A 15,228-nucleotide genomic window follows, 5' to 3' on the forward strand; every position below is an offset into this window, starting at 1 on the left:
GCCAACTCAGCGCACATGCATCTGCTCCACCGCCGCCAGCAGTTCTTCGTTCGTGAACGGTTTGCGAACAACGCCATGGGCACCGAGCGCCAGCGACATTTGCAGACGTTCCTCGGAGTCGGCCGAGACGACGAGCGTCTTCAACGGCGCGGGCAGCTCGTTTTTTTTCAGAAAACGCAGCACGTCCAAGCCATCCAGGCCCGGCATGCGCAGATCCAGCGTCATGAGCGCCGGCTTGAAGATGGGCAGCATGGCGCCGGCCTCGAAGCCGTTCGACGCGACCGCGGTCTCGAAGCCCGTGCCGCGCAGCACACGCTCAATGGCGCGCGCCATGTTCGGCTCGTCATCGACGATCAATACGCGCCTGGGCTGGACCACGGCCAGCGTGTGGTCGGGGATGCCGTTTTTGCGCATAAATTCATGCAGCTCGTCGACCAACACCCGGCGATCGCCCCTGCCGGGTAATTTGTACGCCGGCAGCAATCCGCGCTCTATCCAGCGTGATACGGTCCGGAAATTGACGCCGCAAATGCGCGCGGCCTCTCCTGTAGTCAAAACGTCCGACATGTCCCGCCCCTTCTTTTCGCGCCGTTGCGACAAATTCGCGCTGACAGGATAGTCAGTTCATCCAGAATAGGCAATATGTGATCGCCATATTGGCCGCATCGTTGACAGGTTAGTCAGGTAAGTCTATATTGACAGTACGGGTCGCATATATGGCGGGCTGCCACTTAATCCGAGAGGGAATATGATGAGCCAGACGACCACCCGCAAAGCGCCAAACGCTGCCGACACGCCAGCGGTCAATTGGGCCGAAAAGCATTACCTGGTGGTCGACGATTGCGCCAGCATCCGTCAATTGCTGCGGGAAAGCCTGCGCAACATGGGGGCCAAGAACATCGACCTGGCCATGGATGGCCAGGAGGCGATGGCCATGCTCACCAATAAGCGCTACGACGTCATTTTGTGCGACTACCATCTGGACGGGGGGCGGAACGGCCAGCAAATCCTGGAAGAGGCGCGCAGCAACAATTCGCTCATGCCCAGCAGCATATTCATGATGGTCTCGGCCGAGAAGAGTTCCGATTCGGTGATGGGCACCGCCGAACACTGCCCGGACGCCTATCTGCTCAAACCCATCACCGAGGGTATGCTCACCACCCGCCTGAACCGCGCGTGGCAGAAAAAACAGGTATTCCGGAAAATCGACCTGGCCTATGCGCGCAAGGATTATGCCCATGCGGCCATGTTGTGCGACATGCAGATCGGCGACAACAAGCTGCACGAAAACGATTTGTTGCGCATGAAGGCCTCCCTGCTGCTCAAATGCGGCCAGCGCGACAACGCCCGCGCCATCTTTGAGAACGTGTTGTGCCATCGCGACTGCACCTGGGCCAAGGCCGGCCTGGCCAAGCTCCGACTGCAGGACGGCGACTATGCCGGCGCCTGCCAAATGCTCCAGGATGTCATCGCCGGCAACGGCCTGTACCTCGACGCCTACGACCAGCTCGCCACCGCGCACAAGCATCTGGGGCAGTCCGAGCAGGCCAGCGCCGTGCTCGATCGTGCGGCCCGGCTCTCGCCCAATTCGGCGCCGCGCCAAAAGACGCTGGCGGAAGTCGCACTGAGGCTGGGCGATGTCGCCGCCGCCGAAAAAGCCTTTCGCAAATGTATCAGCGTCGGCGAACATTCGATCAACAGATCGGCCGATCCCTATTTCGGCTTGGCGCGCGTGTGCGGCATCAAAAAGGCCCCCAAGGAGGCCATGCAAATCCTCGCGTCGGTGCAAAAGAAATTCGCGGGCGACGTCAGCGATCTGCGCGCTAAAATCACGGAAGGGCTGGTGTGCCTGGACAATGGCGACACGCGTAGCGCCACCGTCATCGCCGGGGAGCTCGAAGCGATGCTGGCCACGGCCACCGCCGCCGTCCTCCCCTCCCCGAGCACGTGCATGGATATCGCCACGCTGCTGCTGGAAGTGGGCATGAAAGAGCCGGCGGTCAAACTGCTGTGCCACGTCGTCCAGAATAACGACGACGACAAGATCGTGCGCGACGAGGTGCAAAAAGTCTTCGAGTACGCCGGGATGGACGAAGAAGGAGCCAATCTGATCGCGAACGCGCGCAAGGAGGCAAGCGACATCATGAACCGGGGCGTGCTGTTGTGGAAGACCGACAAGCTGGACGAAGCGGTCGAGTGGATGCGCGCCGCGCGGCTGAAATTGCCGGGAAATCTGCGCATCCTCTTCAACACGGCGCAGATTCTAATTTCACACGTGCAAAAGCGCGGCTACGATCTGGCGCTGACGGCCGAAGCTGCCGAGGTGCTGAACCAGATCGACAAGATGGCGCCCGGCCAGCTCCGCCATTGCGAACTCAGCGCGCAGTTGGGAACCCTCATGCCCGCCACTCCCGAGATCGACCTCATGGCGGTGATGCTACACTGACGCCGTTGCACCCCGGTGCGATCAGATCGCTGACCGCTGTCGGCCACCACAAAGGTCGACGTATGCTGTATGCCGCTGCCGGAAATCTGGTCGAGCCGATGCCACCCGCACCACCTTCGCCGCATCTCTACAATAGGTATCCATTCACTTCCTAGTCCCTCTCATGGCAAACCAAAACGACCTTCCGGAGAACCTGATCAATGTGACGAGCGTTGACCGCACCTGGAATGGCGTCGCCGTCGTGATCACCGAGTTTTTCGGCAACGGCCGGGTTCTGCATCAGCTGGCACACGATGAGCAGTCGCGGCTTGGCATGATGCTGGACGAAGTCGGCGAAGGCCGCGCCGAGCCCCGGCTACGCCGCAATACGCCCTGCCCGGTCGACTACAAGCCGCGCCAGATGCACTTCACACCCGCGGGGATGGAGCTGTGGGGATACAGCGACGACATTCGCTACGCCCGTGACGTCAACCTGTGCTTCGATATCGGCGCGCTGGGCGAGCGCTGCGCCATCGAGGGACGGCAAGACCTCGCGAACACGCCGCGACTGCGGTTCACCGACGATGGAACCTGCGCGCTCATCAACTTGCTGGCGGACGCGGTGCGCGATCCGGATCCGTCCGCGCAACTATACGGCGACGCGCTCGTGACCGCGATTGCGCTCCGGCTGTTTCGCGGCAACCAATCCGCCGTCAAGGGTCCGGCCAAACTGTCGCCATTGCAGTTGCGCGACGCGCTGGGCTTCCTGGAAACAAGCCTTCCCTCCAGGGTGGAGCTTGCGACGCTGGCGAACCTTGCCGGCCTGTCCCAATCCCACTACCACCGGGCCTTCAAGGCCTCCACCGGCCTGGCGCCCTACCAATGGCAGCTGCAGGCGCGCATCGAACGCGCCAAGGCGCTGTTGCTAAACACTTGCGGTTCGCTCGAAGACGTGGCCGAAGCGACCGGCTTCGCGGACGCCGTGCACTTCGGCAGGACCTTTCGCAAGCTGACGGGCGCGACACCGTCAGCCTGGCGCAGGGACCGCCTCAGCTAGGCGGATGCGCCGCGCATGCCCGGTCCGCCGTTAGGCCCGCGCCGATTGCAGCAGTTGCAGCTCCCAAGCCAGCGCGACGCCGCTCGCGCCGCCGTGCTCCAGCACGACGCTAGAGAGTTCGGTGGCCGATTCCACGCGCGCCCAGTCGCGCTGCCACTCGGAGATCACCGCCATCCAGGTGATCGGCACGGCGCCGGCCTGCACCAGCCGGCGCACCGCCATGTCGTGCGCTTCGGCCGAGACGCCGCCCGACGCGTCGGTCACGACGAACACGTCGTAGCCTTCGCCCAACGCCTGGATCGCCGGCATGGCCAGGCAGATCTCGGTCCACAGCGCCGCCAGGATGAGCTGTTTGCGGCCGCTCTTTTTCACGACGTCGGTCACATTCGGGTCTTGCCAGGTGTTGATGAAGGTGCGGTTGATCGGCTTCTGGTCGGGGAACACGTCTTGCAGCCCCTTGATCAGGTTGCCGCCCCGGTCTTCGATCACCGTGGTGAGGATGGTCGGGACGCCGAACACCTTTGCGGCCTTGGCCAGGCCGACGACGTTGTTGACGATCATCGTCGGTTCGTGACTGTGCAGGTTGGCGAATTGGTATGGCTGGTGGTCGATGAGCACGACGATGCTGTCTTCGGGGCGTAGCAGTGCGGGAAGGCCGGTCTTGGGCATGTAAAACTCCTTGGTGGATGGGGCGTTCGTTCGCCGTTGCGGAAGGACTGAGACGAGCGGCAACGCCGCTTGTCCGTCACGAAAGATGGTGCCATGCCTGGCCGCGTGTGGCACTGACCCGTCTTGCGCCGGACAGTCTGAATTGATCACCGGGCCTCGCCTGCTTGATTTACAACCCTGCCTGATGCTCTCGTCACTGACAAGGTCTGCCACACGCAGCTAACAGATTCGGTGGACTCCCGCCTACGCGTTCTCCATTCGCCATGCGCGCGGACTCGAGATGCGCCATCTCACCGATTTCGACGTCACGCCAACGACAATCAGGAAATTGTTTGCCACCTCGACCGTTGCCGCCCCGTAGGACCGCTCGGAAGGCCAGACACTTACTTGATCCAGCCAGCAATTTCAACGACACTGTCGAATACCGCTGCCGCCAGCGTTTTTTGACCGCCATCCGGAAATGGGCAATGAAGAAAATAAAACTAGCAAGCCTGCTTTGCGCGTTTGCGTTGACCGGGTGCGTCGGCGTCCACAACAACTCGCTAGAATCAAAGGGCGCCATCGGGCCACAGCCGAAGCAAGCTGAGTGGATTCAGCTATTCAACGGGAAAGACTTATCCGGCTGGACCCCGAAATTCAAGGGCTATCCGGCTGGCGTCAACTACAAAAACACATTCAAGGTTGAAAACGGCATTCTCAAAGTCGACTACAGCGAGTACGACAAATTCAACGGCGAATTCGGTCACCTGTTCTGGAAGCAGAAACTGTCGCACTACCGTATTCGGGCGGAATATCGTTTCGTCGGCAAACAGCTCGCGGGCGCTCCGGGCTGGGGCTTTCGCAATAACGGCATCATGATTTTTAGCGAACCGCCGGAGACCATGGAGCTCGACCAGGACTTTCCCGCATCGATCGAGGTGCAGATGCTTGGCGGAGGCGGGCCTGGTGACCAGAACAACGGATCGTTCTGCACCCCTCACACCAAGGCGGTATTTAACGGGCAGCTGACCACTACCCACCGTACCTCGGCCAACTCAAAGGTGTATATGGGGGACGATTGGGTCACCATCGAGGTGGAAGTTCGCGGCGGAAAATTAATCAAGCATATCCTTGATGGCGAGACCGTGATCAGCTACAGCCAGCCACAACTCAACCCGAGCGATCCGCACAGCCGGCAACTCATGGCGAAAGGCTTCCCTCAGATGCTGGAGAGCGGATACATCGCCATCCAGGCGGAGACCCATCCTACCGAATTTCGCCGGATAGAAATCCTGCCATTGGAGGAATCACTTTAGGCCCAGTGAAATTATTAAAATTTAAATTTTTGTCGGCATGGCTTGATGATATCATTGTGATCTAAATATCAACGAAAGCCATTATGCCGCGCTCGAATGGACGCCAGTTGCCTGTCGCGGCACGACGGCCTCGATGCTCTCGCCGGCCTGGCCGTCTGGGGCGCTTCGGCCCGCCGCAGCAAGCGGGCTAAGCTTAGTGGCGCAATGCCAACCGTCCGGCCACCATTGTCATGGTTGTTCGCGGTCCTTTCCACCCCCCGTACGAAAAGAAAACATGCCTATCAAATTATTCGCGGCAGGCGCCCTCCTGGCGCTGAGCGCCTTCTGCAGCCAGGCACAAGCGCAAACCTGGACCGTCACCACGACCGGCCATATCGACTATGGATATGACCACATGCAACTTTTTGGCGACATACCGGACACGGGTTCCTGGATAGGACGGGATTTGACTGGCCTGGCGTACACGGAAACGATTACCGTCAGCACCGACCCGGCGCAGTGGGAGTTCAGCAACACCGCAGGTTCCGCAGCTGAGCTGTACGGCAACGGTCCGGGATACACCGTCACGGTCACCGTCAACGGCCACACCAAGACCTTCAGCGCCAACGCGACCGTCAATGGGAGCCAGCTCATTTCAAGCGCGCTTTCGAGCAACATCAATGGCGCTGAAGTGTCGAGCCGCATGTTGGGCGTGACGGGCGGTGTCCAGGTGTTGCAAGTACAGACTTATGCGAGCAGCTATTCCGCAGCGTTTGTTCCGACGGGAAGTTTCAACCAGTCTCAAACCTTCTCGCAAGACGTGAGCGGCGCTGAGTTCAACAAGAGCGCCTCTTTCTACTTCACAAACGATATCACCGGTCCGGACATCAGTACGATGTTCGGCGGCACGCCGGACAGTATTACCGTCACCATCTCCGCCGTCCCTGAACCATCCAGCTACGCCCTCATGCTGGCGGGGCTGGCCATGACCGGCTTGATCGCACGGCGCCGCAAGAATCGCGCTTGAAAGAACCCGCTCGATCGCGATTCATGCCGCGGGCGTTTCATCATGCTCAAATTCAACGAAGAATCTTAAGCGCCTGGGATCAACCGGCGCCCAATTGCTGTGCCGATCGTTTGATCCCTGCGAAGACCGTCTCCGCAACTCGGACGGGAAAGCCAGATGGTAACCGTGCCGCTACTGCCTGGATCGCGCCTGAGGTTCGCTCCAGCACGCTTTCGATAACATCTTCGGCATCGGCGCGTAGGAAACACTTGGCGGCAGTGCTGTTGAAGTGCCTGCGCTGCACGTCTGCGAATCGATAGTGTTTGTTCTTGCCTAACAAGGCCATCGCAAGCTTGGCGTTGTGAAGCGAATATTGATTCGGGCCGCCGCCTTCAATCGGGCAGATCGACATGACGTCGTATAAGGGTGCAAGCGCGTAGCGACCTGCGGGCAACAAGTGAATGCTGAAGTTCTTGGCATGTCCATCCGGCGCGGCCATCAACCAGAACAGCACTTGGCTGGTCAGCAGCGTGGTCAAGTCTTCCTCCGCGCGCTCGGAGCCGCGCAGCACCGTCGCCAATTCAGACAGGCCGGGACCGCCGTCGCTCTCGTACTTCAGATGCGGCGGGACCCCAAGGGCTTGGCAGAAGTCTTCCTGCGGCAGGCGCATGATCCATTTTCCGGACGAGTGCATTTTTCGGTCGAAGCGCTCGACGCCTAACACCTTTTGAGTACCAAAATTTAAGATGGCGGTCTTGGCGACCGGCAGGCCGAATTCCGCCAGCAAGTTCATGCACAGCCATTCGTTCTCGACCGATGCGCTCAAGTCGGTCTTGCGGTGGCCGACCAAGCCCAACGGCAGTTTGAGTATGTGCGTGGTGGGCGTCGAGCCATGCGGACGCATCCAGCCGCCGTTGTGCCACAGCAGCGCGGTCTTTTCCTGCGCGCCCGCGAGCGAGATGCGCAGGTCGTCGGCGTCCTCGCGGCGTCTTAACGGTCCCGACTGCGTCAACTGGATCAAGTGTCGCCCAACGTCCTCCTCGGACATGGGACTGCCTTCGATGCGCTTGACGTCGCTCGGTGCCTCGTCCTCCTCCAGCAACTGGACCGCGCCAACGCAGTCCCGACCGATTTCTTGCAGCAAGTCGAATGCTTCGATGGAGGCGAGCTTGTAGTGGGACGCCAGGCGCTTGCGTATCGGCTCGCTGTCGGGAAGGAGATTGTCGAAAAAATCGCGGACGACATCGCCCCGCAATGGCAGATCGCCGGTATAGGGCAGCGATAGCGATAATGGCCGTCCTATCGCCGATTCCCTCCAGGATTTATCGTAAAGGAATTGCGTTTCGCCACGCGGCGGGATGGTCCAGGTTCCGACGCGCTCGCCGTTGCTCCACACCGACAGCGACCGAGAATGCGATTTGCGTCCCATGGATTACCATTCCGGCGTGTTCGGACCACGCTCCTCGGCGACGCTCGTCTTCGGCTGCACCAGCACTTCGTGATTCAACACGGCCAGCAGCGCCAGCAGCTGCTCGACGTTGATCGATCCCGGATCGAGCTCCATCGCCGAGATGCGGCTCTGGCTGATTCCCAGGCGTTGCGCCAGTTGCGTCTGCGACAGCCCGGCGGACTTGCGCGCCGACTGGATAAGCGGACCAAGCTGTTTGGAGAGGGACAGAATTTGCCTCATGGGATACCCGCGTTTTACCTTTGTAACGAATATTTGCAGATTACGCTTATAACAGGTATCCGTCAAATACCTGTTATACAAGTAATTTAGTTTGCAGCTTCTAGGCTGTTTTTTTGATTGCGGTAGTGGAACTATGCCTGCCTCAGCGCTATGCGCTTGGTGATTGGGCGCCGTCGCTACACCGGCTCGCGAAAATAAACGCAACAAGGTGCGGTGTGGACGCTAGAAGGACCATTGCGCCGGTTGACAAGGGTACACGGTATTCGCTGCCTGCCTTCATGCGCTCGCCGGGGATGGCAAGGGCGATTGAATTTGAGAAGGCGAAAAAAAGCCCCATCGATGGGGCTTCTTACTGAATACTTGGCGGAAGCGGTGAGATTCGAACTCACGAACGGCTCACACCGTCGGCAGTTTTCAAGTCTTCAAATCTTGGTTTAAAAATCAACGACTTACCTGCAAATCGATTCCGCACCAATTCCAACTTTGCGCGTCATAAGCCATTGATTTAACTAGTGTTTTATTCCCGTTGCGGAAATGATTATGCAATGTGTTTAGACTTGGCTCAAGGTCATATCCCGGGGAAATCAAACCCACGGAATTTGAGGCTGTATGCTGTCTGCCGGCCACTGATTGGGTTTACGCTGTCTTTGTGCAGACGACTGCACAAAGAATACTGTAATCGAACCCTCGTCGTAAGCTTGGGAAGCAATGTAAACAATCCTGCAAAAATGCGGCGCGCCCGGCGATTACCACTCCCCAAAATCATAACCAATCGTGATTTTGTAGCCCTTTGGATCAGCGAGAAAAAGCCGTTTGGGGAGGGGATTTTCGCGTACTTTTGCGGCGGTTTTCGACTCAAGCGGTGACCTTCACATATGACGGTTCTAGGCGCCTTCCGGGCTGCGACACTATCATACCTACAAATATACCTACACACGATCTCCCCGATCGCGCAAGCTTGATCGCAATTGAGAATTCCAGCAATCAATATATTACCCAGTACGCGTTCGGAATGATCATCGTTGCTGCATATACTTCCACATCCAAAGAGGATGAATGCATGTGAAACTTCGGACGCAGGCGCCAATTCACGGATTTCGCAGTGTACCGAATTCCTTGCTGGAAATTAACTATCCCGCCGTCTCCAAAAGATGTGAACGGGCCTCCATGAATAAATTTATCCCCAAAAAGATTCGATCCGTTCAAGACAAGAGGTTCAATCCTTTCCCACTCGTCCATAATTTTCGAATATTCCGGAGGCGGCATCTCATCTCTAAACATACTTAAGAAAAATTTACTATCTCCAATATTCTCGACTCCATTTTTTATTAGGAATTCTCGTTCAAAGTCCACTAGGGAGTGAATCAAAATATCGCATTCATCGCAGAACTTCTTTGTAATGCCATAGTTTACTAAAGGCATATCCAGATCAACAAGCTTATCATGAGCAGCCTTTAACCTCACGTGCCATCGTGGGTGACTTCCCTCCTTAGCAATTTCGATATCGTCTAACTCAATTAATTGTCGAATCCCGAAGTAGAAAGATCTACAAACAATGTTCTTTATATCAATTCGCGAATGTTCATTTTGCATACGATACATGAAATATCTATACGTCCCAGCTACCGCATAGCAGTCAGCATCGAACTCCAGCGCTTGGGCCATCAATTTCGAGGTCGCTCTTACTTTATGATGGCCTCTAGCAAAATGAAAGAATTCGTGCGCCACGACCCAAAGTAATCCACCCAAACGTTGCACTTTATCTTGTTGGTCTAGCGACAAAAATGCAGAATATTTCCCGTTACCAGACTGCTCTTCATGCAGAATAAAAAAATCTATAAGGCCTCTGTTTATTATTATTTTATTATCGATTCTTGCGCTTGCATTAGTTTTTTGCGAGGCCCTAATGAGCAATTCAATTGCGCCCCCCATATAAGAATATTTCGAATGAACAAATCGCAGAAAATCATTAACGATCTCCGCAACCTGAAAAATGAAATCACACTCTTCAGTTGAGCCCCCGTGGAAATCAACATAATGTATATACTCATCAATATTTCCGATATCACTCATACAACCCCTAACGGATGGAACAATCACGTTTTTATTTCAATGTGGACACATTTGTTCCATCCTGCAAATTCCGATGATGCATCTGCCTTTGCTCCCTATGAAAGCTTGGGAAGCAATCTAAACAATCCTGCAAAAATGTGGCTCGCAAGGCGATTACTACTCCCCAAAATCACAACCAATCGTGATTTTTTAGCCCTTGGGATCGGCACAAAAACGCACTTTGGAGAGGGGCTTTTCGCCTACTTTTTGCGGCCGCTTTCGACTTAAGCGGTGTAATCCACTAGGCAAGCAACAATGCGGCTTCCGTCGGAAGTCAAGTATTCACTACCTATAAGCCTACCTACATAAAAATCGGAAGCAGCGTGACGTTATTAACGTCTACGGGAGGACGCCCTGCAACAATGCAATCCCCATCGCGATACCCCTATCTAACACGTAGGTCACGATGATAGTCGCAACGAACGTAATCCCAGCCTGAACTCCCCAATGGGCTGTCTCCCGCCCTGGCTTGACAAAACCGACGTTCGGAAAGGTTCTTGCAAGCAACCGGTTAAGGGCCGGCCCCACAGCCGTCCACACGTTAGACAGCATAAGCAACGAAAATAGAAATACGGTTAGAAACGCATCTTTGCCGGGATATTTCGCCTCGTATGCCCGCGCGGCACCCACACTGACCACGAAGATTAAAAACACGCCGAGCAACTGCACTAACAACATGACTGGCTTAGACCGCCCCATGCCGCGATGCCAAGCCGCCATCTTTTCGACGGTCGTCCGAAGCCGTGAAAAAGTTGACTCCATCCAGTCCTCCGTATCAGACGACACAGTAAGAAGGCAGTGCGGATTTAACCTGTCGAGCACCATCTCGGCGAACCTTCCACGAAGACGGTTGGAGTTCCTAGAGTCGTCGGTTTCGATAGAAAAGATAATCCGTTCTACTCGCCTTGCCATTTTGAAGACATCCATCAATGTCGCAGGGTCATAAACTTTTACGCCTTGCCCATCGTATCGGATCATGAAAACGTATAGGGGTGCCAGTCCAGGAGTAGCCCGAGCAAGGGCGGCAAGTTCATGCCAAAGTCGGTCAAATAAATTAGCAATCTCTTCCACATTCGCTAAGGTAACGCGCACATTGGTGATCTCTACATCCTTCAAATATTTCGACATCGTCGCTCTCCGATTGCATGAGAGAAATGCTAACATATCCGCTCTACAGAATGATCCTGACCCAACTTTAATGCCGTCGCTGCACGCCCACCCAGAGATACGTTGGGGTTAGAAAAAATTTCTATCAGGCATCTTTTCGCCGGTCTGAGTTACTTTGCCCCGCATGCTTTCAATATAGGACATGTATCCGGCTTTACTGCTCACTCGTAGTTTCGCGACATTCGGGCCAAGTCGGCGAGCGAGATCGTCGATGCGGCCGACGCAAGCGCGCTGCTGGGGCACACCGAGCAAGAGATTACCGACCGCGTCTATCGCCGCGTCGGCCAGTCTGTCAAACCTACGCGCTAGCAGAAAATAGCCTTGGCCTGCCTCTGCATTGAGTGAGGCCAAGGGCGGCTTTCGCCTGCGGGTTCAACCCGCTGCCTTGGGCAAAATAAATACTCGGACGTCTATGCCCTCGCCACCAGAGGCAAGGTCATTTTCGATCCCAACTGGATTCGCAATTCGGCCTTCAGGGTCATAGACAAAGCACACGAGCCGCTTGCATTGAGGGTGCCTTTTATATTTCGCAATATCGATAATCAATTGCTCGCCAACGGACCTCGCGTTCAGTCCTTGGCGCGTTTTCTTGATCTCAACGACAGTTAGAATCTCTGGAAGTAGAAAGTCGGTGCGCGAGGCACTTCCCGCATAGCTCGGCACCCATTCCTCAGGGCGGACGTCATTGAAGTGAAGTCTCAATAGCGCGTGCATGAGGTCCTGAACATCGTACTCATCGTTTACGTCTAACGTATTTCGATCTGAGTGACGAGACCGAAGTTGAACCGCAACAGCATGAAAGCGAAGAATAAGTTGGTCCAGAGCGTCTACAAGCTTCCGCTCCGACTCAGCAATCAACACGGGACCAGTTGCCGCTACAAAGAGATTCTTGTTGCGCTCAATTCGAGTAAGAACGGCTGAAACGGTACTTCTTACTTCCTCAACGCTTGCGTACGAGGCCGATTGAGAGATGTTACTGACGCCTTCGTTGTACGCACTACTCACAAGCTGAATGTGCTGCCGCGAGCCAGGGACGTGATCGCGGAAAAGGTCTAGAAGCTCCGTGACGATTGTCCGGAAACGATAGTTGTCTTGCCGCTCTATGTGCATCCCAGTGCGGGTGTGACTAAAGCGCGCCAATATCTTGCCAAGTTCCTCAAGGTACGTTGTCAGGGCGTCGATGATTTCTTCAGGTGCCATTGAGAGCTAAGTTGTTATATATCGTAAAACGCCGAGTGAGTGAACTTCGCTATCGCTATCGACGTCTGAAAATGGGCCATTAGCGGACACACGAGAACTCTAACTCATCCGGCAGTTGGTGTCAGGTCAAGTCGGAGTTACTCCGTCTAAAATCACTTCCGCTTAGACTAGTTGCGGAAACCATTTCCGCAACTAGTCTAAAAATCCTCGTAAATTCCGACCGCAATACTTCTTATTGCCAGTTCCAAAAGCAAAAAAGCCCTTGATAATCAAGGGCTTAATCATATGCACTGGCGGAAGCGGTGAGATTCGAACTCACGAACGGCTCACACCGTCGGCAGTTTTCAAGACTGCTGCCTTCAACCACTCGGCCACGCTTCCTATGGCGCAGCATTATACAGAATTCAACCAGTTGATGGGTAATCGCGCTTCGCTGGCCGAAAATACGGCACTGGCGGCTCTTGGCGGATTACGGCGTTCCGCCTAATCCGCCCTACGTGGCCCCCGGCATACCGGGCGCATGCGGTCGCAGGCACGATGTTAGGCTGCTCTGCTAGCTTGCCCCGGCGTCCAGTTCTCACGCAACGCCAGCTCGAAGGCGGCCGCCTCCAGCGGCTGCGAGAACAGATACCCCTGCACTTCGTCACAGCCGGAGTTCTTCAGGAACGCCAGTTGCTCGACCGTCTCCACGCCCTCGGCGATCACCTTGTGCTTCAACTGCTGCGCGATGCTGATGATCGTGTTGGCAATCGCGCAATCATTCGCGTCGCTCGGTATGCCGATCGTGAACGAGCGGTCGATTTTCAACGTGTCGATCGGGAAGCGCTTCAGGTACGACAAGCTCGAATACCCGGTGCCGAAATCGTCCAGCGACAACGTCACGCCCAGCGCCGTGATCCGGTCCATGATGCCGATCACGCGGTCGATGTTGTGCATCAAGGTGCTCTCGGTGATCTCCAGCTCCAGCCACGACGGCTCCAGCCCGTACCGGTTGAGCGTATCCATCACCCGCCCCGGCAGCGACGCGGTGAACTCGCGCGCCGACACGTTGACCGCCAGCCGTATCGGCGGCAAGCCGGCGTCCTTCCACTGCTTGGCCTGCGAACAGGCCGCCTCCAGCACCCATTCGCCGACCTGCACCACCAGCCCGGTCGCCTCGGCCAGCGGGATGAACTCGACCGGCGGCACCAGGCCGCGCTCCGGATGGCGCCAGCGCACCAGCGCTTCGGCGCCGATGATCTTGCCGGTGTCGATGGAGAACTTGGGCTGGTAGTGCAGCAGCAGCTCGCCGTTGCCGAGCGCGTGGCGCAGCCCGGTTTCGATGCGCATGCGCTCCTGCATGCCCTGGTTCATGTCCTGGCTGTAGAAGGCGACATGGTCGCCGTTGACGCCGCCCTCCTGCTTGGCGCGGTACATGGCGATGTCAGCCAGCCGCAGCAGGGTTTCGGCGTCGTCGCCGTCCTGGGGATAGACGCTGATGCCGATGCTGCCGCCGACCCGTAAATCGTGGCCCTGGATCACGATCGGGCTGTTGAGCGTGGCCAGCAGCTTTTGCGCGACCATGCTGGCCTCGAAGTGCTGGCCGAGGTCGAACAGGCCGATGGCGAATTCGTCGCCGCCCAGCCGCGCCACCAGGTCCTGGTCGCGCAGCACCGTGCGGAAGCGGCGCGCGACCTCGCACAGCAACTCGTCGCCGATCTTGCGCCCGAGCGTGTCGTTGATCATCTTGAAGCGGTTGAGGTCGATGAACAGGACGCAGCCTTGCAGCTTGCCGCGCTGCGCGACCATCAGCGCCTGGTCGACCAGCTTGGTCAACAGCGTGCGGTTCGGCAGGTTGGTCAGCGCGTCGTAGTACGCGAGGTGGTGGATGCGCTCTTCGGCCAGCTTGCGCTCGGTGATGTCGGTGAGGTAGGCGATCAGCCCCATCGATCGCTTGTTGAGGTCGCACAGCGGCGACAGCGACAGGCTGGCCCAGAACACCTCGCCCGATTTTTTCTTGCGCCGAACTTCCATCAGCCGCCCGCCCTGCTCGAGGAACGGGTCGTGGGCGTCGATGTCTTCCTCGTCGTACAGGAACAGGATGTTGCGCCCCACCGCTTCCACCGAGGTGTAGCCGAACAGCCGCTCCGCGCCCTTGTTCCAGCTGAGGATGAAGCCGTTCATGTCCATCGTGACCACCGATTCGTGGATGTGGTCGAGGATCTGCGCCTGGTGTTGCAGCTGCGATTCGACCTGCACGTAGGCGTGGGTGCTGCGCTGCGCCAGCGAGTGCACTTGCAGCACGCTGCCGGCCAGCGTGGCGAGGCTGGCCAGGTGCTGGCGGTCGGCGTCGCTGTAGCCCAGCCGTCCGGAGACGACGAAGCGGCCGAAATAACGGTCCTCGAACCAGATGTCCTGCGTCAGGCTGGGGACGGCGTCGTCGTTGGCGGCGACGATTTCCTCCACCGGCGGCGGGACCAGCAGCGAGACGGCGTCGGCCGGCATGTATTCGCCCAGCGGGCTGTTGGTGACGATGCGGACGATGCGTCCCAGTTCCTCGGCCATCGCGCTGCCGCGCAGGCGCAGCACCGCGTCGCAGACGGCGGCGCTGTGGTTGAGGAAGTCGGAGACGGGATGGTCGGCCATAGG

General features: G+C 57.2%; 12 protein-coding genes and 1 tRNA gene. 4 read left to right on the top strand and 9 right to left on the bottom strand.

What is annotated here, in order from left to right:
• Positions 1-6: 6 nt before the first annotated feature.
• On the bottom strand, positions 7-567 hold the full coding sequence (locus AC07P1_RS18530) for a response regulator (protein WP_494697195.1): 561 nt from the start codon (positions 565-567) through the stop codon (positions 7-9).
• 184 nt (positions 568-751) lie between these two features.
• Between AC07P1_RS18530 and AC07P1_RS18535 the strand changes: the two genes are divergently transcribed.
• Together AC07P1_RS18535 and AC07P1_RS18540 are read left to right on the top strand one after the other, a co-directional pair.
• Positions 752-2,446, top strand: coding sequence for a response regulator (locus AC07P1_RS18535; protein WP_494697196.1), 1,695 nt, complete (start codon positions 752-754; stop codon positions 2,444-2,446).
• Positions 2,447-2,609: 163 nt separating this feature from the next.
• A complete protein-coding gene (locus AC07P1_RS18540) occupies positions 2,610-3,482 on the top strand; it encodes a helix-turn-helix domain-containing protein (RefSeq protein ID WP_494697197.1) in 873 nt (290 codons plus the stop codon).
• Between the two features lie 30 nt (positions 3,483-3,512).
• On the opposite strand, the gene AC07P1_RS18545 is transcribed toward AC07P1_RS18540, so the two are convergent.
• Complete coding sequence (locus AC07P1_RS18545) at positions 3,513-4,151, bottom strand: hydrolase (RefSeq protein WP_494697198.1); 639 nt, start codon at positions 4,149-4,151, stop codon at positions 3,513-3,515.
• Between the two features lie 467 nt (positions 4,152-4,618).
• Between AC07P1_RS18545 and AC07P1_RS18550 the strand changes: the two genes are divergently transcribed.
• Positions 4,619-5,446 (top strand): 3-keto-disaccharide hydrolase, encoded by an 828-nt coding sequence (locus AC07P1_RS18550; protein WP_494697199.1) that lies wholly within the window; start codon positions 4,619-4,621, stop codon positions 5,444-5,446.
• Between the two features lie 274 nt (positions 5,447-5,720).
• Positions 5,721-6,452 carry a PEP-CTERM sorting domain-containing protein gene (locus tag AC07P1_RS18555; protein WP_494697200.1) on the top strand — a complete coding sequence of 244 codons (732 nt, stop codon included), beginning with the start codon at positions 5,721-5,723 and terminating at the stop codon, positions 6,450-6,452.
• Positions 6,453-6,531: 79 nt separating this feature from the next.
• Here AC07P1_RS18555 and AC07P1_RS18560 read toward each other — a convergent pair whose 3' ends face one another.
• The 7 genes from AC07P1_RS18560 to AC07P1_RS18590 all read right to left on the bottom strand — a co-directional run bounded on the left by AC07P1_RS18560 (position 6,532) and on the right by AC07P1_RS18590 (position 15,225).
• Positions 6,532-7,860 carry a type II toxin-antitoxin system HipA family toxin gene (locus AC07P1_RS18560; protein WP_494697201.1) on the bottom strand — a complete coding sequence of 443 codons (1,329 nt, stop codon included), beginning with the start codon at positions 7,858-7,860 and terminating at the stop codon, positions 6,532-6,534.
• Positions 7,861-7,863: 3 nt separating this feature from the next.
• Positions 7,864-8,121: a helix-turn-helix domain-containing protein gene (locus AC07P1_RS18565; RefSeq protein WP_494697202.1), complete on the bottom strand. Its 258-nt coding sequence runs from the start codon at positions 8,119-8,121 to the stop codon at positions 7,864-7,866.
• A gap of 984 nt (positions 8,122-9,105) precedes the next feature.
• On the bottom strand, positions 9,106-10,194 hold the full coding sequence (locus tag AC07P1_RS18570; RefSeq protein ID WP_494697203.1) for a hypothetical protein: 1,089 nt from the start codon (positions 10,192-10,194) through the stop codon (positions 9,106-9,108).
• A gap of 378 nt (positions 10,195-10,572) precedes the next feature.
• Positions 10,573-11,361, bottom strand: a complete 789-nt coding sequence (locus AC07P1_RS18575; RefSeq protein WP_494697204.1) for a hypothetical protein — start codon at positions 11,359-11,361, stop codon at positions 10,573-10,575.
• Between the two features lie 411 nt (positions 11,362-11,772).
• Positions 11,773-12,600 carry a PD-(D/E)XK nuclease domain-containing protein gene (locus AC07P1_RS18580; RefSeq protein ID WP_494697205.1) on the bottom strand — a complete coding sequence of 276 codons (828 nt, stop codon included), beginning with the start codon at positions 12,598-12,600 and terminating at the stop codon, positions 11,773-11,775.
• 291 nt (positions 12,601-12,891) lie between these two features.
• Positions 12,892-12,981, bottom strand: a tRNA-Ser gene (locus AC07P1_RS18585).
• Between the two features lie 159 nt (positions 12,982-13,140).
• The gene (locus tag AC07P1_RS18590; protein WP_494697206.1) at positions 13,141-15,225 is read right to left on the bottom strand and encodes a putative bifunctional diguanylate cyclase/phosphodiesterase; all 2,085 of its coding nucleotides are present in this window, start codon (positions 15,223-15,225) and stop codon (positions 13,141-13,143) included.
• Between the last annotated feature and the right edge of the window lie 3 nt (positions 15,226-15,228).

This window comes from Duganella sp. GW821-FHT07F09, from assembly GCF_059418705.1.